Consider the following 18936-nt stretch of genomic DNA (forward strand, 5'->3'; position numbering starts at 1 on the left):
TTATGCATATGAAAAAAATAATTACCGTATTAGCGAGTTTACTGATGTTTCCCGCAATGGCTGATTGGCAGCTAAATACCGAGGAATCATCGTTAATTTTCACTTCGATTAAAAAAGAACATATTGCTGAAAATCATAATTTTGGCGCATTGACTGCCAATATTTCAAATACAGGAGCTGTTGAGCTAACTATCGATCTCGCGAGCGTCAATACAAATATACCGATTCGTGATCAACGTATGGGAGAGCATTTATTTGCGACGAAAATGTTTCCTAAAGCAACGTTCACTAGCAAAATATCGCCTGAATTTCTCTCGAAGCTGAAAATGGGCGAGATCAAACCGTTAACCTTAACAGGTGAAATGGCGTTACATGATAATAAACAAAAAATTACAGCACAGGTGAATGTTAGCCGTTTAGCGAAAAATAAAGTTGTGGTCACAAGCGTAGCGCCTATTTTGATAAAAGCGCAAGATTTTGCACTTGTAAAAGGCATCAATAAATTGCAAGAGTTAGCAGGCTTACCAAGTATAAGCCATACGGTTCCTGTTGTGTTTACCTTAAGCTTTACTCGATAGGTCAAACTCGGGGATTAGTTATGGATGATATTGACGTGCATAATTTATCCCTGCTACCGATTTAATAATCATCGGATGACGAAGGTACTTGATTAAACTGTTTTGCCGGTAAAATGTTAACGTTCTGGTGTAGCTCAGAATAGACCAAAACGGCTTTTCCTTGTTGAAGCTGCATTTTTACCATCGCTATTTTTTCCTGCATACTCGCTTCTTGTGCACCATAATCGGTACCTTCACGCAAGATGAATGCTTCAATTATATTATTAAGTGTGTCTGAGTCGATAGCATCTAAAGGAATGATCATAAACGTGTTAATTAATGGCTAGGCACAGTAGTGTAACTGAATTGACCTGTTTAACCCAAATAGTCATAGCAATTGGTCTTATTACCACTGTGATTAAATAAATGATCACTTTGAATGGTATTTAAACCAATTGGTTGATAAGTAACCCTTTACGCGCCTCTTCATCTTTTTTATTGAGTACTGAGGCCTGTAGTTGGATATTAACCTGCTGTTGCTCACTACTCGTTTGCCCATAGTCGGTATCTTCAATACGAGATCTGGCTGCGCTTACATTAACTTGTGTTGCTTCGTACGTGCTTACTTGCCCAGCTAGCGCACTATTTTCAGCCCCTAATGTTGTGGCGTTGTTAGAAATGGTAGACAAAGCTGACTCTATTGATTGTTGAGTCGCTTGCGGGTTGTTCGCGTCTAAACCGGAGACAAAATTGCCATTACCTAATGCTTTATCAGCAAGGGTATTAATTTGTTCTGTTAACTGATCGAGCTCACCTTGAATCGCGTTATTATCAGATAAAGGATTACCAGATTGAATTGATAATACATTCGCACGTTGTAAACTCTCAGTAATTGAAGAAAGTTGACCGGTTTGCACATTATTGAGGTTAACCTGATCCTGCGCATTAACGTTGAGTTGTTGATCGTTGTTTACTTGCGAGGTCAGTCGACTACTAATTTGTAAGCCAGCGGCATCGTCGGCAGCACTATTTATGCTTTTACCAGAGGCTAATTTTTCGTTTTTTTCTTCACGATCTTGTTGTGTGCGCTCAATAATACTCAACGCATTAGATGTATTGTTAACTGATAGCTCCATCACAATAACCTTTTCTAGAATGTGTTTCGTTCATCACAATAATACTGGTTCAGTATAGCAAAGGCAGCGTTTTATTGCCTACTTTACGCACAATAAACTGGCATGCGAAATTCTGAATAACAGCACAAAAAAGAAAATATTGCCGGAAAGTGATAATTTTTTTGTAATTATCTAATTATTTTGTTCAATGTTTTTTATGAAAAAATAGACATAAAAGCCACAAATACCTAGCACCACACTTAAACCAATAATTGAAATGTAGACAACAGGGTCATTGAATAACATGGTAAAAAAGTTCATAACTTGTTCCTTAACTGAAATAACGATTTCAACGCTATTTTAAATTAATGAAAGAAGCATGTTATGACGTGGATCAAAAAATGGGCGAGTGTCACCTACATATTTTATAATGTGTAGGTGACATAAACATGAATGAATTAGTTAAATAGTTGGTTGCTTGCTGCACGTGCTTTTGCTTTGAGTTCTTGCTGCTCTACTAGGTTCGCGTATAGTGCTTCTGCTTTTTCTCTGGTTTCTTGAATTTGTTTAACACTGAGTTTATGTTCGTCCATGTCTCGGCTTTTTTGTGCTGGAACATAACCACTTTTAGCTGCTATATAGTTCCAAAGGTATGATTGCTCTAAGCTTTGTTCAACGCCATTTCCGTCAAAGTACAAGCCTGCTAAGTTAAATTGGGCGAGTACAAAGTTTTGTCGTGCTGCTTTTTTATACCATTGAGCCGCTTGATAAAAATCTTTATTAACGCCGGTTCCGTTAGCGTACATAACACCCACATTAAATTGCGCGCTTGCGATTTCTTTTTTAGCGGCTTTTTCCATGAGTTGAAATGCTTTTTCTAAATCTTTTTCAACAACCTCTCCTTCTGAATACAACACTGATAGTGAAAACAGTGCGTCAGCATAATTTTGCTCTGCAGCCATCGACATTAATTCAAGTGCTTTTTCTTTGTTCTTTGGTAACCCCCAACCGTTTTGATAAATTAATGCCATTTGGTATTGTGCGGGGGCGTATCCTGTTTCAACCAATGGTTTAAATTCTTCCATTGCGCGTTTAAATTCGCCACGGTTCAATTCGAAAATACCTTTATCTAAATCTGCTGAGTTGGCACTCAAGCTTGTGCTACAAGCAATTATCATAATTGTAACTAATGACATAAATCTTTTCATAAAACATCCTTTCTGGTTTGTTATTAATCAGAGCGTGTTTAGCATGAGCGAAAATGTAACAGCAAGGCTCACGTACTCTAGTAAGTGTAGCAATGTATTTTTAAGATGACTTATTGTTCAGCCATTATTTTTTCAATTTCTTCTTCAAGAGCTAACCATTCCATCTCGTAGCTTTCAATATTAGCCTTTAACTGACTTTGTTCTTTTAATAATTTTGTAAGTTTTTGTTTGTTTTCAGGTTGATAAATATCGCTCTCGGCAAGAATTGCCTCCACATCGTCTAATTGGTTTTGTGTATTACTAAGCGTATTTTCAAGCTTTTGCGCTTGCTTTTTTAGTGGAGCAGCTTTTTTTCGTAACTCGGCTTGTTGTTGTCTATGTTGCTTTTTATCGAAGGTAGCTTCGTTTTTTACTGTTTTGGTATTGGTTTTTTTCTCGTCATTTAGCCATTTTTGATAATCATCAATATCGCCATTAAACTCAGTAACCTTGCCGTCAGCAACTAAATAAAATTCATCGACACAAGATTCAAGCAAATAACGGTCATGGGCAATAAGAATAATCGCCCCATTAAAGTCTTGTAATGCTAATACCAACGCTTGACGCATTTCTAAGTCTAAATGGTTGGTCGGCTCATCAAGTAACAATAATTGCGGCTTTTCAAGCACAATAAGTGCAAGTACAAGACGTGCTTTTTCACCTCCAGACATTGTGTTAACAACAGCAAGTGCTTGGTCGCCACTGAAACCAAAGCGGCCAAGGTAGCCTCTAGCTTCTAGATCTGTCATGGTCGGTTTAGCCCGTAATATGTGCTCTATTGCGGTAGAGGACATATGAAGTTGTTCAAGCTGATGCTGAGAGAAGTAACCAATTCGTAATTCTTGAGCGCGATATCTTTCACCGCTTATTAAGGCAATATCACCAGCTAATGATTTAATTAGCGTCGACTTACCTGCGCCATTACGGCCTAATAAGCCAATTCGGCTACCCGGCACTAAAGAAATATTGGTTTCATTAAGAATAATCGTATTTTGGTCGTAGCCACAGGCTGCCTTTTCAATTGACAGTAGTGGGTATGGCATATAATCAGGCTTTTTAAAGCTAAAGCTAAAAGGAGTGTCAACATGAGCGGGTGCTAAGTCTGGCAATTTTTGCAATCGTTTTAAACGGCTTTGCGCTTGTTTTGCTTTACTTGCTTTAGCACGAAAACGATCGACAAAGGCGGTTAGGTGTTCAACTTCTTTTTGTTGCTTTTGAAATTGCGCATCTTGTTGAGCGAGTTGTTCAGCACGCTGGCGTTCAAAAGCGGTGTAATTACCTGAGTACAGTTTGGCTTTTTGACGTTCAATGTGCAGTATTTGCCCAATAACATCGTCTAAAAAATCGCGATCATGGGAAATAAGTATTAAGGTGCCATCAAATCGCTTTAACCAATTTTGTAGCCAAATAACGGCATCTAAGTCTAAATGGTTGGTCGGTTCATCAAGTAATAACAAGTCACAACGGCTAATAAGGGCTTGTGCTAAGTTTAAGCGCATTCGCCAACCACCAGAGAACTCTTTAACTGGCAATGCGAGTTGCTCGGGTAAAAAGCCTAAGCCGTGGAGTAGCTCACCAGCGCGTGCCGGTAAACTGTAACCGCCGATACTATCAATTTGGTTAATAATGGTCGCTTCTTTGTTGCCATCGTTATGCTCGCGGGCTGAATTAAGCTCCGCTTCAAAGGCTCGGTACTCGGTGTCGCCATCAATAACATATTCTAACGCTGAACAATCTAACGCTGGGGTTTCTTGTTTTACCGTGGCTATTTTCCATTGACTAGGAACACTTAAGTCGCCAGCGTCTGGTGAAAGCTTGCCTAAAAAGGCTGAAAAAAGTGATGATTTACCACAGCCATTTGCGCCAACCAAACCAACTTTATGGTTTGGATGAATGGTAAAACTTGATGATTCAATTAAACTTTTTACCCCTCGGTGCAAGCTTAACTCTATCGCTGTGATCATGATACAACCTAATTAATGGATAACCTGCGTATTGTCGCTTTTCCTGCACGTGTAATTCAAGGTAAAATATAGGTAATTTATCTCAGTCGTGAAATGAAAAGAAAGATGAGTAAAAAAAGATTTATAGCGGGAGCCAGTTGTCCAAAATGTCATGCCCTAGATACAATGGCATTGTCTAAAGAACATGATGTTGAGAAAGTTTCTTGTGTTAAGTGTGGCTACCAAATGAGTCAGCCTGAAGAACACGTAGAAAAAGACATTAGAAGCAATGAACAGGTTATTGGCGTTTTTAAGCCTTAGTGACTCACAAAGGTACCGATGTTCGGAAAAGTACTGAGCAACAATAATTAGCCGCTACTGCAAAACTTTAGTCTTTATGACGTTAGTAATGAGGAGGAGGTGGCTCATCCTCTAGGCTCATTAATGATGGCGCTTGCTGATTCTTCACACGGTTTACTAAGAGTTTTATTTGTTCTTTTAACGCTGACAGTTCTTCTTGATGCACGGTAAGTTCTTGGCTGAGTTGTTCTATAACATCGTCTTGAAAAGCATTACGCGATTCGAGCGCTTCAATGCTCTGTTCTAATTGCTTGATTATATCTTCTGCTACTTGGTTTGCCATAATTCTGCATATCCTGAAGATGATTCGGTGATAATATGGTTATTATCGCTAAATGCGACACTGTACACAACGGCACTAGCGGGATAATTATCATCTTTTGGCGTTACACGCCAACTTGTTAAGCGCTCTCCATCTTTAATACGCCAAATACTTACTTTGCGTGACGGGGCACCAGTAACGAGTAAATGACCATCTTTTGAAAATTGCACCGTGCTAAATACTTCTTGTCTATTTGAATATTGTAATTGGCTAATGAGCTTACCTGTTTTAAGATCCCATAAATTAGCGGATTTTTTACTGTCTGCAGTAAAAGCGTAACGACCGTATGGGTCAATCGCTACCATAGTGACACGGCTTGGATGGTTAAAGCGGTAAATAACTTGTCCCGTTTGGGTATCCCATACATAAGCGACAAAGTCATTCGAACCTGACAAGGCGATACGACCGTTTGGTAACATATCAACCGTATTCACTTTCTCTTGGTGACCTAGAAACTCGATGCGGCGACCTGTTGATGGCGTAAAGTGAACCACGGTTCCATCACTTTTACCTATTAAGATATTTTTGCCATTATTTGACAATGCAACATCACGAATAGTTGAACCGTCTATTTGCCAGAAACCTTCAGATTTACCTGATTTTACATTCCATAACGAGAAATTTTGCCGACTTGCGGTTAATACGTGGCTATTATCATGCGCAATGTCTAACGATAAGACTAAGTTGTCGGCTGAGTCTTGTTGTTGAGACCACTGAAAAAGTAATGCGTTGTTTTTTAAGTTCCATAAACTAATGCCATGATGCACTGAACTGACAACGCTTAGGCTCGCATCATCCGAAATGTTAGCCGCATAAGCACCACTAGCTGCGTGCTGCCATCGTTGAATGGGTTCATCGCTAGCGGGTTGGCATCCGACTAAAATTAGCGCGAATAACAGCATATATGGTATTGAGAATTTGGCTATATTCATTAAGGGCTTTTTTCTACCTGCATTTATCGTTAGTATATGTTCTTTTTTAACGTATGTGTATGTCACAGCAATAATTGCGGTTGTATATTAATGTGAACCGCATCAATGGAGAATTCAATGAAACTATTTAAACCTACGGTTGTAGCACTGGCGTTAATTTCAGTGGTAGGGTGTCAAGAAGCGAAAAAAGAAGAGCAAGCTCCAGTCGTATTAGATACTGAAGTGCAAAAACAAGCTTATGCACTAGGTACTTCAATTGGTATGTTCACTCAGCGAAACTTAGAACAACAAGAAACGTTAGGGTTAACGTTAGACCAATCATTAATTTTACGTGGCATAGAAGATAGCCTTGCGGGTAAATCAGCAATTGAACAAGAAGAAGTTCAAGCATTAATGATGAATCTAGAAAAAACAATGCGTGAAAAACAACAAGCACAAACAGAAAAGCAAGCAAGTGAAGCATTAGAAAAAGGCGCAGCGTATTTAGCTGAAAATGCAGAAAAAGAAGGCGTAGTAGTGACTGAGTCTGGTTTACAGTACAAGGTTGTTGAAGAAGGTGAAGGTGCCAAACCAAATGCAACAGATGTGGTAAAAGTACATTACCAAGGTACGTTAATGGACGGTACTGAGTTTGATAGCTCTTATAAGCGCAATGCTCCAATTGAATTTCCGTTAAACGGTGTTATTGCAGGTTGGACAGAAGGTGTTCAATTAATGTCAAAAGGCGCAAAGTATAACTTTACTATTCCAAGTGATTTAGCTTATGGCCCACAGGGTAGACCTCCTCAAATTCCAGCTAACGCAGTACTTAATTTTGTGGTTGAATTAATTGACTTTAAAACAGCAGAAGAAGCGGCAGCAGAAAAAGAAGCCAATTCAGAAGGTGAAGAAGGTCACGGCCACGCTCACTAAGTAAAAATAAGTCAGTTAAATAAAAAAAGCTTGGTATATACCAAGCTTTTTTGTCTCTGTTAATTACTTTAACCCATAAAATAGTACTTATTGTGCTCAGCTAATATCGATGCAACATTGCGAGTAATTGATCTTCTTGATTAAACCTGTCTTCCATCGCTCTGCCTAATGTGGCAAGTTGCAAATCAAAATTATCGGGCAACTTGGTCTTGGTTGCTTCTGCAAATTGATCATTAAAGGCAAGTGCTAAGTCTGTTGATTTGTTCAGTGTAGGAAAAATCTTTTCGGCTTTTTGTTTATCTACAGGCCCTTTTTTTTGGCATTGCTCTATCACATCATGAAAAATTTCAAAATGACTGGCTGATATGTAATCCATCAATAATTGGCAGAAGCGTTGAATTTTTCTTTTTTCAGGTGTTTTATGTGCGATAGAATCATTATTTTGCAAGCCTATTAGGTCGCAATACGCCACTAACACTGCTTGTCGTTCTTGTAGCCAATTATCAATGATTTGGCTTTGTCCGCCCCAACGTTGTTTACTTTGTTCCAGTTTTGTAAGCATAAAACATCCCTGTAATTGACAGAATTAACGTCGATCTAGTATGTGTGAAGCGGTTAAAAAATCAACTGTTTTTTGAGTTGAGTACTTCAGTTAATCGTGCAGCTAAGCGTGTTGCTGCCTGCGCCATGCGTGTTGCTAACTGTTGTTGTTGAGCTAAGTGGTACCGTTCAGTGATCACAAAAGGTACATTGTTATTTTTTTGGCAATGCCCATCATGAAACTGACAATAGCCAATTTCTTTACTCGTCACAATGGCTAATGATTCATTGGCCCAGTCGAATTCGCTTGATAGCTGCCATTGTTTTTTTATGTTATTTGGCATAAGCGTGTTAAGACGACTTAACCAGTAAGTTGTCAGTGCTTCTTTAGAACGTGGCGACGGATACAACAAACACTCATCCCAATACCAATGTATGTTATTGCATCTCCCTTTAAACGGTGTAACTTTGATACGATTTCCGCCTAAATCACTCGCAAAGCTGACATGAAAAGGTTGATGAATATCACCTAACCAGTGTCCTAAAAACATTAGTGCTTTCGCACTTTGCTCATTGGTTTTGTTAGCAGCCAATAATTCGCTGTGGATCTTAATTGCACGCGTTATACAGTGCTTTTGACAGGTGTCTTGACTAATTTTTTTACTGTCTCTTGATACGTTAATATAATGCCAAGATTTGTATTTATCATATTCAGGTTGGCGCTTAATGGCATCGGCCCAGGTACAGGCGTTAGCAAAAGTTAAAGGCGTATCTTTCTTTTTTCTAAGATATTGATTGATCGCTAATCGATCTTGCTTTGATACTTGCTTCAATAACGCTGTGACAGAGTGTTGTGTCGATGTGGCAAGCTGTTCATATGCAAGTTGGCATACTAACTGATGTCCTAGTTTACCTAAGGCAAAACTAGCATGGCTAGCGAATAGTAAAATAGCGCCAAATAATAATTTATACATGATTTTCTCGTTTAGTGTGTATTCTGCCATACGGTACGGCTTTGAGATGGTGGTGCGATATTTATATTATCTGAATTTTTAGTAGAACTTAAACTAAAATAAGGTATTGGCTAGCAATAACAATATAAGTGACTGAGCTGAGTCTATGGAAAAATTTGATGCGGTGATTATCGGTGCGGGCGTGGTAGGGCTAGCAATTGCTAGGGAGCTAAGTCAACGTTATAAACATGTGTTGCTTATCGAAAAAAACACGTCATTTGGTGAAGAAACTAGCAGTCGTAATAGTGAAGTGATCCACGCTGGCATCTATTACCCTGAAGATAGCTTAAAAGCAAAGCTTTGCGTTGAGGGTAAGCATTTATTGTATGAACATTGTAAACGCTTTTCTGTACCCGTAAAGCGTGTGGGAAAATTGCTAGTAGCAAAAGGAGAAAACGAAGAAGCGATATTAGCAAAACTATGGCAGCAAGCGAGAAAAAATAACGTAGATGATCTTGCGTGGCAAACGGCCAAACAAGCAAAGCAATTAGAACCAAACATAAGCGCAACAAAGGCATTATTGTCTCCGTCAACGGGTATAATCGATACGCATCAATTTATGCAAAGTCTGTTATTTGATTTTGAAAAGAATAACGGTATTTATGTAGCCTGTACCAATTTATTAGCTATTGAAAGAGTAAATGATAACTATCAACTGACCTTAAAAAGCGTAAATGATACAACTAATGTGCTCACTCCGGTAATGATCAATAGTGCAGGATTACATGCTACCCATGTTGCTAGCAATACAGCTAATTTCCCTTTAAATAAAATACCTGAAATACATTGGTGTCGTGGGCATTATTTTAGTTATAGTGGTAAAAGCCCTTTCAACCGTCTGGTTTACCCCGTACCACAACAACATGGCTTAGGTATACATGCATCGTTAGATATTGCCGGCCAATTAAAGTTTGGCCCTGATACCGAATATATTTCCGGGCTAAGTTATACAATAGCAGCGAATTTACAAGATAAGTTTTATCACGCGATAAAAGCATATTTTCCCGCTGTCAAAAAAGATAAGCTACAACCTGCTTATGCGGGAATACGCCCTAAGTTGCAGTCTGAACATCAAGGATTTAAAGATTTTTACGTACAAACATCTGCAATACATGGTTTTCCTGGATTGGTTAATTTATTTGGTATTGACTCTCCTGGGCTGACCTCTAGTTTAGCGTTAGCTAAATACGTTGCAAAAACATTATAAAAAAGCGCCCCAAACGTTATTTTCTATGGGGCGCTATTAAAAAAACTATTCGTTTTCTTTTCTTTGTTTGTAGTTATCACCGATATCAAGTGAAAATAATTGATCCTCAAGCACGAGATTAAATTCTACGTCGGCTTCCATTTGAAATGCCGTTTCATTGTTTTCACCAGCAGTACTAACAATGATTTTTATCGGAAGTTGGGTGCTTGGATCAATCCATAACGTCACTTGCGTGCCTGATTCCTTGAAGGTAAGACCCGTTGCCGTTTTGTTATTAATGACCTGTTCACCGAGTTGTGTAACATCACCTTTGTATTGCTTTATTGCAGTAAACCAATACAAGGGATCGTCCTTAGGGGAATCTTCAGCTTGCTTTGGATCAAAATTGAATGGCGTCGCAAATTTAGGCCCTGGAAAAAATATTACTCCCTGGCCCTTCTTAGTATTGATAACATTGATTGAACTAGCATTCTCTCCACCTTCGGTCAGTGGAATAGTTTCAACACGTATCAATCCCGGCTCTTGATAGTACACCTTAAGTCGAGAAAATACTGAGTCAAAAGCTTTCATTTCGGAAACAAAACGCATGCTAGTGATTTTCTCTAATTGTTGAACAACAGAAGCAAAAGCGACCCGTGGTGGTCCATTTAATAATAATAACGTGATCACGCCTAGTGTTAACGTTGCTACTGCTCCGCCGAGCGGCACCAATGATACTTGTGATAGCTTTTGTTTAAGCTTACCTAATATACTACGACTTCTTTTCCCCGTAGTTTCAACGTGTTCAGCTAGTTCACTCTGTTCTTTTATGACTGCGTCTAACTTTAACTGCATTTTTTCATCTTCAACAGAAGATGGTGAAGTTGCTTTTATCGAAGCAATATAATGCTCTAGCTCTGGGCTTAAATTATCCTGTGATTTCATAACCTGCTCCTAAAAATTGTGACTCTCCCACCAACTGTGAGAGTTTTTGCTGAGCGCGATGTAAAGTAACGCCTACTAAGCTATTTGAAATACCTAATTGTTTGGCAATTTCTTGATATGAAAACTCTTCCAAGTGCCTTAAACAAAATACGTGCGCATCTTGTGCTGTTAACTCAGCCAATGCACTTCTAAAGTGTTCGATATCCCTAGATAAAGCCATTTCTCTATACGGGTCTGCGTTGTGCTGTGTTTTATCAAATAACTGCATTTCATCATTAGTGGAATAATCTATAGGCTCTTCAGCGAATTTTTGTCGACGTCTTATTTGATCTATCGCCGCTGATGAAGCCATTGTTCTCAGATAAGCCGGCCAATTTTTAATATTGTCGAAGGCATTGGTTGGTTTCTTAAACAGTTTGATAAACACTTCTTGAGTAACGTCTTCAGCCGAGTGACTGTTACCCAATAAGCGATAAGCTGTATGAAACACCAAGCGTCCATGTTCGCGTGCCAGTTTGGCAATGGCGGCATTTTGGTTTTTGTTATTCAACGACATTCTCCTTTTTTCGCTTCTCATAAGTATGACGTTGTGAGTTGGTTTTTTCTTACAAGAGATTATTTATTAATCAATGTGGGATAAATATAAGCCGCTATCGTCGTTTATCAAAACTGTTTATTTAGATAAATTTTTAGTTTTGCGTTCATTAAATATGTTGCATAAGCATTATAAAAAATCTTTTATATGCAATAAGTTATAAATTATATTTAATAATTATTCGTAAAGTATGCATAATTTGTCACTATAGGGGTGTTATGTAGCGTTGTATTAATTATTAAAATACGAACAGCAGTGGCATAGCATCAAGAGCAGTTAAGAAATTCTCTTTGGACAGCTGAATTCTTGAATTTGTGAGGTAGCTTGTTGACAACATGGTTGTAAATCAAATATCAATGAGTGAATTTTGGGGCAACAATGTTGCCCCTTTTTTTTGATTGCTTTTCGGTTAACCTATTACTAATGAAAGTAAACCTAAGGGAGCAGAAAAACATTGGCTAGCGTTGTCTTTATTAAACAGAGTTTAGGTTAAGTAACGTGTCTAACTTATTTTTATTACGCCGACTCAAGGTAAGCTGCGATTTACTGTTTAATTGTACTATATAGTCGCCGGTGTCTGTTGCCGTTAATGTATGAACGCACTGACGATTTACAATTGAAGAACGATGAATACGAATAAACTCTTTTGGGTTTAGTTGTGTTTCTAACATCGTTAATGTAGCTCGGTGTAATAGGTGATCACCATTGATTAAATGAATATCAGCATAATTGCCAGCGCCTTGAATATATTCAATATCGTCAACATCAACTAAACGAATTCTACCGGGATCTTTGACCACCAATTGCGTTTTAAAAGGGGAGTCTGCCTGTTGTTTTAAATGAATAATGAGTTCATTGATATTCGCTAAGTTACTCACTTGATTATTTGCAACTTGTCGCTTTGCTTTATCTAATGCCTGGTAAAACCGGTCATCATCAAAAGGTTTAAGTAAGTAGTCTATTGCGTTAAGTTCAAAGGCACTAATAGCATATTGATCAAACGCCGTTGCAAAGACAATCACAGCATCTATTTCAAGTAACTCAGCCGCTTGTAGCCCGTTTTTCCCTGGCATTTGAATATCCAAGAAAATAATATCAGGGTGATGTTCTTTTGCGAGTTCAATTACTTGATTACCATTTTCAGCAAAATAAATATCGCTGATGTCTGCTTGGTTCTGTAACAAGTAATGAATGGTTTTTCGTGCTAAATGTTCATCATCTGCAACTAAAACACTAATCATAATGCACCCCAATTGGTAGTGTTAATCGTGTTTCGAAATAATCATTTTCTATTTCGTTTAGGCTTAGGGTATAACGTTGTTGATAGATTTTATCCAAACGTTGCCGACAGTTAGTGATACCAATACCAAAGCCTTGATGTTCATCGGTTTTTGATATTTTATTGACTAACGTGACAGAAAGCTGTTTATCATCACAAGCGATTTTTAACGTTAATTTATTTTGATTACTTTCTAGTTGGCTGCCATGCTGAACCGCATTTTCAACTAGGGGCTGTAACAACATGAAAGGTATTTGGCAGTCGTGTAAATTTCCTGACAAGTTAACAGTTGTAAGTAGTTTATTTTCGAAACGCATTTTTTGAATGGTGAGATAACTCTCGATGAACTCAATTTCTTGAGGTAAAGGTATAAGCTGATTATTTTGATTCTCTAATACTTTTCTTAACATTTGGCTTAATTCACTTAATGCTTTTACTGCTTTGCTTTTTTCATCTAGCCGGATCAAGCTGGCAACCGTATTTAAGGTGTTAAATAAAAAGTGTGGGTTTAATTGCGAACGCAATGATTGCAGTTCTATTTCAAGCAATTGCTTTGCTAATAGCTCATTTTTGATCGCATGTTGTTTTGCGCGCGTGTAATAGGTAATGGCGTAGCCAGTACAAAATACAGATAGATAAATAAGAAAATCAATATGTAGCGGACTCAATAGCAACCGTTCATACGCCTCATTTATAATTTCTAGGTTCACAGCGCCGTGCTTGATCAGTGCCACCTCGATAATGGTTAAAAACCAATATAAAAAAATAACAATAACGATGCCAGTATATTCAGCAAAATGAAGCTTGATAGATGTGCTTTATGGTAAGGAATTAGTCTAGTTGAAGCGAAAACCAGTGGTGCGATAAGCGCCCAATTTCCCCACCAAGGTAAATATTCCAACCAAATATCAGTGTATACTGCGGGTTTGTCATAATGAAGCAGCATTCGGTAATTGTAATAGGCAGCAAATGTGTTTAGTAGTAGCCAAAACAACGCATTTGCCAAGCAAATTTTCCTTGAGGGAAGTTTATCTAATAGCGTTGAGAAAGACATAACAGGGACTACCGCTTTGTTTACAAAAGTATCTTTATTTATACAGTATAACGAGCAATAGCGCTTTGTTATCTACCGTTTGTCATTTATTTAAAGCCACGTATAACAAATCAAGCAAGCATTGAACATGGGTATTTTAGAACAATGCTTTATCTTATTGATGTTAACTATGTTAACTATGTTGGCTAGATGGGGTGGTCGTTACATTGCAATCAGGTTGTTTACGCTTTGTTGTGCCTATGATTAAAATGGCGCCCTGAATGATAAACAAGTATGCTCCTGATATTGGCATAATCACCGCAACAATAACGCCAATAAACACAAAACCCCAGCCCAGTGAAAGTGGCGGACAATAACCTTCATTTAAGGCTTTTTGTAACATCAAACCAAATAATACCCAAAAGCAACCGGTGATTAGAAACCAACTTATTGCTTCTCGATCAAATGCCATCTGGTTATTTACCAGTGTTGAAAAAAACCAACCATCATTGTGCATCGCTATTAAGCTTGACCAGCCTAAACTTAAGCCGATGATATTGTGAAGTATTCCTGTGACAAGTAAGTAATATCCGGAATATCGCATAACGTTCATTGTGTTCATCCTTAATCTTTAGTGTTAACTTTTTACATTGGTGGTAGCAGAGCTTTAGATGCCATAGCCGATATTCTCAGTACATCTTCAATACTTGGTTCGGGGTGTATTTGTTGCATGCCTAAGAAGTTAGCATATGCCATTAACGCAATGTCGTTCGCTTGTGATTGTGCTAAGCCTAGTTCAACGTAGCATTGCGCCAAATATTGTTGTCTTTGGTTATCTATTTTTTGAAGATAAATTTGGATCGCCGGTTCGTTTAACGCCCAAGCACGAATATGCTTCTCTGCTTCTATATTATTATTGGCAATTACGCTATCGAGCTTTTGTAGCTTTTCTTGAGCAGAGCCTTGTGTGTTTGCTTGTTCAATAAAAGAAAGAGTCGTTGTTTCGTACCAATGAGACATAAGGCATTCAATGAACACAGCACGATTGTTAAAATGGTGATAAAAAGAACCTTTTGTTACCCCTTTTAATTCACAAAGTTTAGCTATTCTAAGGTGTTCAGGCCCTTTTTCAATCAGTACGTTAAGTGCGAAGGTCAGCCAGTCTAATTGACTGTTTTTAGTGGAAGCACTCATATTCTATTCGCTTTTATCGCGTTGTTAATCACAATACGCGCAATAAAATAATGAAAGGGCAAAATGGCATTAACATATATACGGCCAAGTAGTGTTTTTTGGTTCACTAAGCTTGAAACAATTACGGTGTTTGCTTGTTTTTTAATACTCAGATAAAAAGCCATATGCTTATCTTCTGCGTAACTTATAATTTCAGTGTGCGACTTTTCGATAACAGTAAGAAAGCCAGCTTGATCTCCCACCATTAACTCATCGCTTTGCGGGATTAAGTTACCTTGATTAACCTTAAAACCAAATATTCCCACGAGTTTATTGCGCAAATTCATTAACCCGTTCACCCAGTTAGGTAGGTAATGAAAAATGGCATATTGCAACTGGCTAGGAGAAAGTTGAACTTGTGAAACCTTTGTTTGTAGCGCATCTCTGAAAAAAGGGTGTACTGCTTTGCTGATTAATGCATCATCAGCGGGCACTTTTATTGATTGAATAGCGGAAAATAAGTTAATCATCATTTTTCTCGTTTAAAAAAAACATACCGTACGGTATGGTATTGTAATAGGTTGTGTGGTTAATGCAACTCTTTAATAAAAACCTTTGATCGTTAAAAGTGATCAGTCAAAGTGCGATGATATTGAATGGCAAGATAGTGTGCTAATAATGCAAATTTTCTTGTTAAGCGTTACTAAAAATATTCACCTGTGATTAAATAGCTTAGCGAATGTGTTCACTGTCATAAAGAGTAGATATGGAAAATCAAATACCTAAACCATTCATTATCGTACTTGCCTTGATTCAAGGCGTTTTATTAACGCTGTTATATCAAAGTGTTGAACAAAGTGTTTGGCCAGCAACACAACCAATATGGTTAACGTCGTTAGCCACTTTTGCTATTAGTTTTCCTTTGTTGACTTTTTTATGCATCACAAAAATAAACGGTAAAGAAATAGCAAAATATTTGTTACCCTTTTGTCTATTGTTATCCACTTTAGGCGGATATATCGGTTTACAGCTTGAGCCGATAAAATTCGTTAATAATGATAGTGTTCTGGTTGTATTTGGCTTTACTGCATTACTAGCTTCTTTTAAAGCATTGATGTATATCCAGCAATACATGAGAAATCAACCGATAACCTATAGCTCACTGTTTTCTTTATCTTGGCGAAATTTTATTATTTTTGGAGAATGTTGGCTGTTTGTCGCCATTTTTTGGGGGATTTTACACCTTGGGGCGGGGTTATTTGCAGTTGTAGAAATTGAGTTTTTTCAACAACTGCTAAGAAAGGATTGGTTTGTCATACCCGTGCTAAATCTTGCTTTTGGTTTTGCTATTATTGTTTTTAGAAATATTACACATACCGCTGATAACATATCGACTATTTTGCAAACGTTGATCAAATTTTTGTTGCCGGCGTTAACGATTGTTTCACTAGGTTTTTTAGCAACATTACCCTTTACAGGGCTAAATACTTTATGGAAAACAGGCTCTGGAAGCTTGTTGGTTATGTGGCTTCAGGCATTAACCTTATTTTTTGTTAATGCGGTTTATCAAGATGAATCGCATGAGAGGCCTTACCATCCTTTTATTCATCGACTTATTTTTATTGGCATTGCGTTATTGCCCGTGTACAGCATTATTGCTGCCTATGGTTTGTGGTTACGAGTTGAACAATATGGTTTAACGATTGACCGTTGCTGGGCTTTATTGGTTTGGTTGTTACTTACGTGTTTTTCTTTTGGCTATCTAATTGGCATATTGAAAAAACGCGATGCATGGCTAGAAACCTTAAGCAAAGTTAATATTGCAATGGGTATGGTCGTGTTGGTTGTTATGCTACTCGTTAATTCACCTGTTTTAAATTTTCAAAACCTATCAGCGAAGAGTCAGCTAGCTCGCTTAGATAAAGGCTTAACCACCTACGAAGATTTTGATTATCAGTATTTTGGTCGTTCATTGGGCCGGCAAGGCTATTTAGCATTACAAAACCTTAAAAAAGAATTAAATAACGCTGCCCCCGATAAAGTCGCGATTATCGATAGAATGTATATTAATACCTTGCATAGGAGTAAAGAAAATTTCACCCTGGCAAATTTTAAAACATTAGTGACTTTTTGGCCGCAAGAAAGCGAATTTTCTACTGACTTAATTGAAGCCGTTTATAATAAAGCTACTGAACACCAATGGTCAGGTTTTGATAATAATAGTTACTACTTTTTAGCAACCGATTTGAATGGTGATCAAAAAGCAGAGTTTGTGATTATCACAGAAAATAACTATTCGACATCAGCAAACCTATGGTTTCATAGTGAGGGTAAGTGGCAATCAAAATATATGCCTTCACATAATCCTGCTAAAGTTCGTTACCTAAAAGAGCAGATCATGGAAAATAACGTGACAGTGATTAAGCCAAAGTGGAGCAACTTAAAAGTAGGTGATGTTACGTTCAAAGCGCCAATTAATTAACGCGCTCGTTTTGTTGATATTCCGAGAAACTTTCTATGAGATCCCTGAAAATCAAACGCCGTATTGAGCCATTTTGAGCGGTTCGATTACTATTATGAAATGTTGACCCTAAATACAGTTAACGGATATTTGATGAGTACTCTCTTTGTAAAAAATGATAAAAGCTGCCAATACTCAGCAACCTAATAAAGGATTTAACTAAAGATATGATTCGTATAGCGACTATAGGCTCTAATTTCATCACTGAACAGTTTTTAGATGCAATCGAACATACTAATTTGTTCGACATCGCGGGTATTTACTCTCGGAGCACGGAAAAAGCCGAAGCACTAGCCACCAAGCACAATGCAAAGCTTGTCTTCAACAACCTAGATGAATTAGCGAGTTGTTCAGAAATAGATGCTGTATATATTGCTAGCCCTAACTCACTGCATTTTGAGCAATCTGTTCAAATGCTAAAAGCTGGCAAACACGTTATATGTGAAAAACCGCTAGCCGCAAACTTTCAGCATGCAAAAGAAATGTTTAAGGTTGCCGAAGAAAATAGAGTCGTGCTTTTTGAAGCATTTCTTACAGAGTGCTTACCTAACTTCAAAGTCGTTCAACATAGCCTCGACAATCTAGGTAGGATTACTCAAGCACACTTTAGTTATTGTCAGTATTCTTCCCGTTATTCAAAATATCTCGAAGGTGAGAACCCAAATACGTTCAATCCTTCTTTCGCAAATGGTTCAATAATGGATATTGGCTACTATTGTGTTGCAACGGCTGTTGCATTGTTTGGTGAACCAAAATCGATTAAAGCTACCGCAAATCTTTTAGATTCAGGCGTTGATAGTAATGGGCAAGTCATTTTTGTTTATCCTAACTTCTCTCTTGTTATTTCACACTCGAAAGTGAGTAACTCATTTGTTAATAGTGAGGTACAAGGTGAAAACGGTGCGATTCAAGTAAGGAACCTATCGCAAATGGAGCAAGTATTGCTATGCAGAAAAGGAGAGCTTGAAATAGATCTGACCGAAGAACAACACAACAATACTATGTATTACGAAGCGATAGAGTTTGCCAAATGGGTGCAGTCAAGTGAAATGGACGCTGGTAAAGTCGCAAGATCGTTGTCTGTAGCAAGAATACTTACTGAGATACGACATCAAACGAATGTTGTGTTTCCTTCTGATAACCAAATGAATATTAAAAAAGTTCTTAATTAGCGATCATTTCATTTTATATTCAATCTGAAAAGTTGTGATTGTATATTTTTGCTCTACGCAGATTTCTAACTAATGCCCGAATAAACTCAAC

At 37.8% G+C, this 18936-nt stretch carries 23 protein-coding genes; 6 read left to right on the plus strand and 17 right to left on the minus strand.

Annotated elements, in window-relative coordinates:
• Positions 1 to 8: 8 nt before the first annotated feature.
• The gene (locus Q4489_RS01765) at positions 9 to 578 is read left to right on the plus strand and encodes a YceI family protein (RefSeq protein WP_303476258.1); all 570 of its coding nucleotides are present in this window, start codon (positions 9 to 11) and stop codon (positions 576 to 578) included.
• A 61-nt stretch (positions 579 to 639) separates the two neighbouring features.
• Here the strand turns inward: Q4489_RS01765 and Q4489_RS01770 are convergent, their stop codons facing one another.
• From Q4489_RS01770 to Q4489_RS01790, 5 genes are all read right to left on the minus strand, one after another.
• Complete coding sequence (locus Q4489_RS01770; protein WP_303476261.1) at positions 640 to 882, minus strand: YheU family protein; 243 nt, start codon at positions 880 to 882, stop codon at positions 640 to 642.
• Positions 883 to 1003: 121 nt separating this feature from the next.
• Positions 1004 to 1693: a flagellin gene (locus Q4489_RS01775; RefSeq protein ID WP_303476264.1), complete on the minus strand. Its 690-nt coding sequence runs from the start codon at positions 1691 to 1693 to the stop codon at positions 1004 to 1006.
• 171 nt (positions 1694 to 1864) lie between these two features.
• On the minus strand, positions 1865 to 1993 hold the full coding sequence (locus Q4489_RS01780) for a hypothetical protein (RefSeq protein ID WP_303476267.1): 129 nt from the start codon (positions 1991 to 1993) through the stop codon (positions 1865 to 1867).
• Positions 1994 to 2130: 137 nt separating this feature from the next.
• Positions 2131 to 2880 carry a tetratricopeptide repeat protein gene (locus Q4489_RS01785; protein WP_303476270.1) on the minus strand — a complete coding sequence of 250 codons (750 nt, stop codon included), beginning with the start codon at positions 2878 to 2880 and terminating at the stop codon, positions 2131 to 2133.
• Positions 2881 to 2990: 110 nt separating this feature from the next.
• Positions 2991 to 4883: an ATP-binding cassette domain-containing protein gene (locus tag Q4489_RS01790; RefSeq protein ID WP_303476273.1), complete on the minus strand. Its 1893-nt coding sequence runs from the start codon at positions 4881 to 4883 to the stop codon at positions 2991 to 2993.
• 105 nt (positions 4884 to 4988) lie between these two features.
• Between Q4489_RS01790 and Q4489_RS01795 the strand changes: the two genes are divergently transcribed.
• Positions 4989 to 5183: a YheV family putative zinc ribbon protein gene (locus Q4489_RS01795; RefSeq protein ID WP_303476276.1), complete on the plus strand. Its 195-nt coding sequence runs from the start codon at positions 4989 to 4991 to the stop codon at positions 5181 to 5183.
• An 82-nt stretch (positions 5184 to 5265) separates the two neighbouring features.
• Here Q4489_RS01795 and Q4489_RS01800 read toward each other — a convergent pair whose 3' ends face one another.
• Positions 5266 to 5505 carry a SlyX family protein gene (locus tag Q4489_RS01800; RefSeq protein WP_303476279.1) on the minus strand — a complete coding sequence of 80 codons (240 nt, stop codon included), beginning with the start codon at positions 5503 to 5505 and terminating at the stop codon, positions 5266 to 5268.
• Complete coding sequence (locus tag Q4489_RS01805) at positions 5490 to 6476, minus strand: WD40 repeat domain-containing protein (RefSeq protein ID WP_303476280.1); 987 nt, start codon at positions 6474 to 6476, stop codon at positions 5490 to 5492. Before Q4489_RS01805 ends, Q4489_RS01800 begins: the two co-directional genes overlap by 16 nt.
• Positions 6477 to 6593: 117 nt before the next feature.
• On the opposite strand from Q4489_RS01805, the gene fkpA reads away from it, so the two are divergent.
• Positions 6594 to 7388 (plus strand): FKBP-type peptidyl-prolyl cis-trans isomerase, encoded by a 795-nt coding sequence (gene fkpA, locus Q4489_RS01810; protein ID WP_303476282.1) that lies wholly within the window; start codon positions 6594 to 6596, stop codon positions 7386 to 7388.
• A 100-nt stretch (positions 7389 to 7488) separates the two neighbouring features.
• Here the strand turns inward: fkpA and rsd are convergent, their stop codons facing one another.
• Positions 7489 to 7950, minus strand: a complete 462-nt coding sequence (rsd, locus tag Q4489_RS01815; protein WP_303476283.1) for a sigma D regulator — start codon at positions 7948 to 7950, stop codon at positions 7489 to 7491.
• Positions 7951 to 8011: 61 nt separating this feature from the next.
• A complete protein-coding gene (locus Q4489_RS01820) occupies positions 8012 to 8902 on the minus strand; it encodes a S1/P1 nuclease (protein ID WP_303476284.1) in 891 nt (296 codons plus the stop codon).
• A 145-nt stretch (positions 8903 to 9047) separates the two neighbouring features.
• Here Q4489_RS01820 and Q4489_RS01825 point away from each other — a divergent pair, with 145 nt between their 5' ends.
• Entirely contained in the window at positions 9048 to 10148 is a 1101-nt protein-coding gene (locus Q4489_RS01825; protein ID WP_303476285.1) for an NAD(P)/FAD-dependent oxidoreductase, read from the plus strand.
• A 45-nt stretch (positions 10149 to 10193) separates the two neighbouring features.
• Here Q4489_RS01825 and Q4489_RS01830 read toward each other — a convergent pair whose 3' ends face one another.
• The 8 genes from Q4489_RS01830 to Q4489_RS01865 form a co-directional block, all read right to left on the minus strand.
• On the minus strand, positions 10194 to 11072 hold the full coding sequence (locus Q4489_RS01830; RefSeq protein WP_303476287.1) for a hypothetical protein: 879 nt from the start codon (positions 11070 to 11072) through the stop codon (positions 10194 to 10196).
• Positions 11056 to 11622 carry an RNA polymerase sigma factor gene (locus Q4489_RS01835; protein WP_303476288.1) on the minus strand — a complete coding sequence of 189 codons (567 nt, stop codon included), beginning with the start codon at positions 11620 to 11622 and terminating at the stop codon, positions 11056 to 11058. Before Q4489_RS01835 ends, Q4489_RS01830 begins: the two co-directional genes overlap by 17 nt.
• 518 nt (positions 11623 to 12140) lie before the next feature.
• The gene (locus Q4489_RS01840) at positions 12141 to 12908 is read right to left on the minus strand and encodes a LytTR family DNA-binding domain-containing protein (RefSeq protein ID WP_303476290.1); all 768 of its coding nucleotides are present in this window, start codon (positions 12906 to 12908) and stop codon (positions 12141 to 12143) included.
• Positions 12901 to 13614, minus strand: a complete 714-nt coding sequence (locus tag Q4489_RS01845; protein ID WP_303476292.1) for a sensor histidine kinase — start codon at positions 13612 to 13614, stop codon at positions 12901 to 12903. Before Q4489_RS01845 ends, Q4489_RS01840 begins: the two co-directional genes overlap by 8 nt.
• Positions 13615 to 13691: 77 nt before the next feature.
• On the minus strand, positions 13692 to 13952 hold the full coding sequence (locus Q4489_RS01850; protein ID WP_303476295.1) for a hypothetical protein: 261 nt from the start codon (positions 13950 to 13952) through the stop codon (positions 13692 to 13694).
• Positions 13953 to 14172: 220 nt separating this feature from the next.
• On the minus strand, positions 14173 to 14592 hold the full coding sequence (locus Q4489_RS01855; protein WP_303476298.1) for a DUF6463 family protein: 420 nt from the start codon (positions 14590 to 14592) through the stop codon (positions 14173 to 14175).
• A gap of 32 nt (positions 14593 to 14624) precedes the next feature.
• Positions 14625 to 15173, minus strand: a complete 549-nt coding sequence (locus Q4489_RS01860) for a TetR/AcrR family transcriptional regulator (RefSeq protein ID WP_303476301.1) — start codon at positions 15171 to 15173, stop codon at positions 14625 to 14627.
• Entirely contained in the window at positions 15170 to 15685 is a 516-nt protein-coding gene (locus Q4489_RS01865) for a DUF2867 domain-containing protein (protein WP_303476304.1), read from the minus strand. The genes Q4489_RS01860 and Q4489_RS01865 overlap by 4 nt, the downstream gene beginning before the upstream one ends.
• Positions 15686 to 15918: 233 nt before the next feature.
• Here Q4489_RS01865 and Q4489_RS01870 point away from each other — a divergent pair, with 233 nt between their 5' ends.
• Both Q4489_RS01870 and Q4489_RS01875 read left to right on the plus strand, forming a co-directional pair.
• On the plus strand, positions 15919 to 17634 hold the full coding sequence (locus Q4489_RS01870) for a DUF4153 domain-containing protein (protein ID WP_303476305.1): 1716 nt from the start codon (positions 15919 to 15921) through the stop codon (positions 17632 to 17634).
• Between the two features lie 206 nt (positions 17635 to 17840).
• Positions 17841 to 18845, plus strand: coding sequence for a Gfo/Idh/MocA family protein (locus Q4489_RS01875; RefSeq protein WP_303476307.1), 1005 nt, complete (start codon positions 17841 to 17843; stop codon positions 18843 to 18845).
• The last annotated feature ends 91 nt before the right edge of the window (positions 18846 to 18936 follow it).

It is taken from the genome of Thalassotalea sp. 1_MG-2023, assembly GCF_030546745.1.
Classification (GTDB): domain Bacteria; phylum Pseudomonadota; class Gammaproteobacteria; order Enterobacterales; family Alteromonadaceae; genus Thalassotalea_C.

What these genes read in the sequence shown, in the direction of transcription:
- Q4489_RS01765 (WP_303476258.1), top strand. Translation starts at nt 9, where the DNA reads ATGAAAAAAATAATTACCGTATTAGCGAGTTTACTGATGTTTCCCGCA.
- Q4489_RS01770 (WP_303476261.1), bottom strand. Translation starts at nt 882, where the DNA reads ATGATCATTCCTTTAGATGCTATCGACTCAGACACACTTAATAATATA.
- Q4489_RS01775 (WP_303476264.1), bottom strand. Translation starts at nt 1,693, where the DNA reads ATGGAGCTATCAGTTAACAATACATCTAATGCGTTGAGTATTATTGAG.
- Q4489_RS01780 (WP_303476267.1), bottom strand. Translation starts at nt 1,993, where the DNA reads ATGAACTTTTTTACCATGTTATTCAATGACCCTGTTGTCTACATTTCA.
- Q4489_RS01785 (WP_303476270.1), bottom strand. Translation starts at nt 2,880, where the DNA reads ATGAAAAGATTTATGTCATTAGTTACAATTATGATAATTGCTTGTAGC.
- Q4489_RS01790 (WP_303476273.1), bottom strand. Translation starts at nt 4,883, where the DNA reads ATGATCACAGCGATAGAGTTAAGCTTGCACCGAGGGGTAAAAAGTTTA.
- Q4489_RS01795 (WP_303476276.1), top strand. Translation starts at nt 4,989, where the DNA reads ATGAGTAAAAAAAGATTTATAGCGGGAGCCAGTTGTCCAAAATGTCAT.
- Q4489_RS01800 (WP_303476279.1), bottom strand. Translation starts at nt 5,505, where the DNA reads ATGGCAAACCAAGTAGCAGAAGATATAATCAAGCAATTAGAACAGAGC.
- Q4489_RS01805 (WP_303476280.1), bottom strand. Translation starts at nt 6,476, where the DNA reads ATGAATATAGCCAAATTCTCAATACCATATATGCTGTTATTCGCGCTA.
- fkpA (WP_303476282.1), top strand. Translation starts at nt 6,594, where the DNA reads ATGAAACTATTTAAACCTACGGTTGTAGCACTGGCGTTAATTTCAGTG.
- rsd (WP_303476283.1), bottom strand. Translation starts at nt 7,950, where the DNA reads ATGCTTACAAAACTGGAACAAAGTAAACAACGTTGGGGCGGACAAAGC.
- Q4489_RS01820 (WP_303476284.1), bottom strand. Translation starts at nt 8,902, where the DNA reads ATGTATAAATTATTATTTGGCGCTATTTTACTATTCGCTAGCCATGCT.
- Q4489_RS01825 (WP_303476285.1), top strand. Translation starts at nt 9,048, where the DNA reads ATGGAAAAATTTGATGCGGTGATTATCGGTGCGGGCGTGGTAGGGCTA.
- Q4489_RS01830 (WP_303476287.1), bottom strand. Translation starts at nt 11,072, where the DNA reads ATGAAATCACAGGATAATTTAAGCCCAGAGCTAGAGCATTATATTGCT.
- Q4489_RS01840 (WP_303476290.1), bottom strand. Translation starts at nt 12,908, where the DNA reads ATGATTAGTGTTTTAGTTGCAGATGATGAACATTTAGCACGAAAAACC.
- Q4489_RS01855 (WP_303476298.1), bottom strand. Translation starts at nt 14,592, where the DNA reads ATGAACGTTATGCGATATTCCGGATATTACTTACTTGTCACAGGAATA.
- Q4489_RS01860 (WP_303476301.1), bottom strand. Translation starts at nt 15,173, where the DNA reads ATGAGTGCTTCCACTAAAAACAGTCAATTAGACTGGCTGACCTTCGCA.
- Q4489_RS01865 (WP_303476304.1), bottom strand. Translation starts at nt 15,685, where the DNA reads ATGATGATTAACTTATTTTCCGCTATTCAATCAATAAAAGTGCCCGCT.
- Q4489_RS01870 (WP_303476305.1), top strand. Translation starts at nt 15,919, where the DNA reads ATGGAAAATCAAATACCTAAACCATTCATTATCGTACTTGCCTTGATT.
- Q4489_RS01875 (WP_303476307.1), top strand. Translation starts at nt 17,841, where the DNA reads ATGATTCGTATAGCGACTATAGGCTCTAATTTCATCACTGAACAGTTT.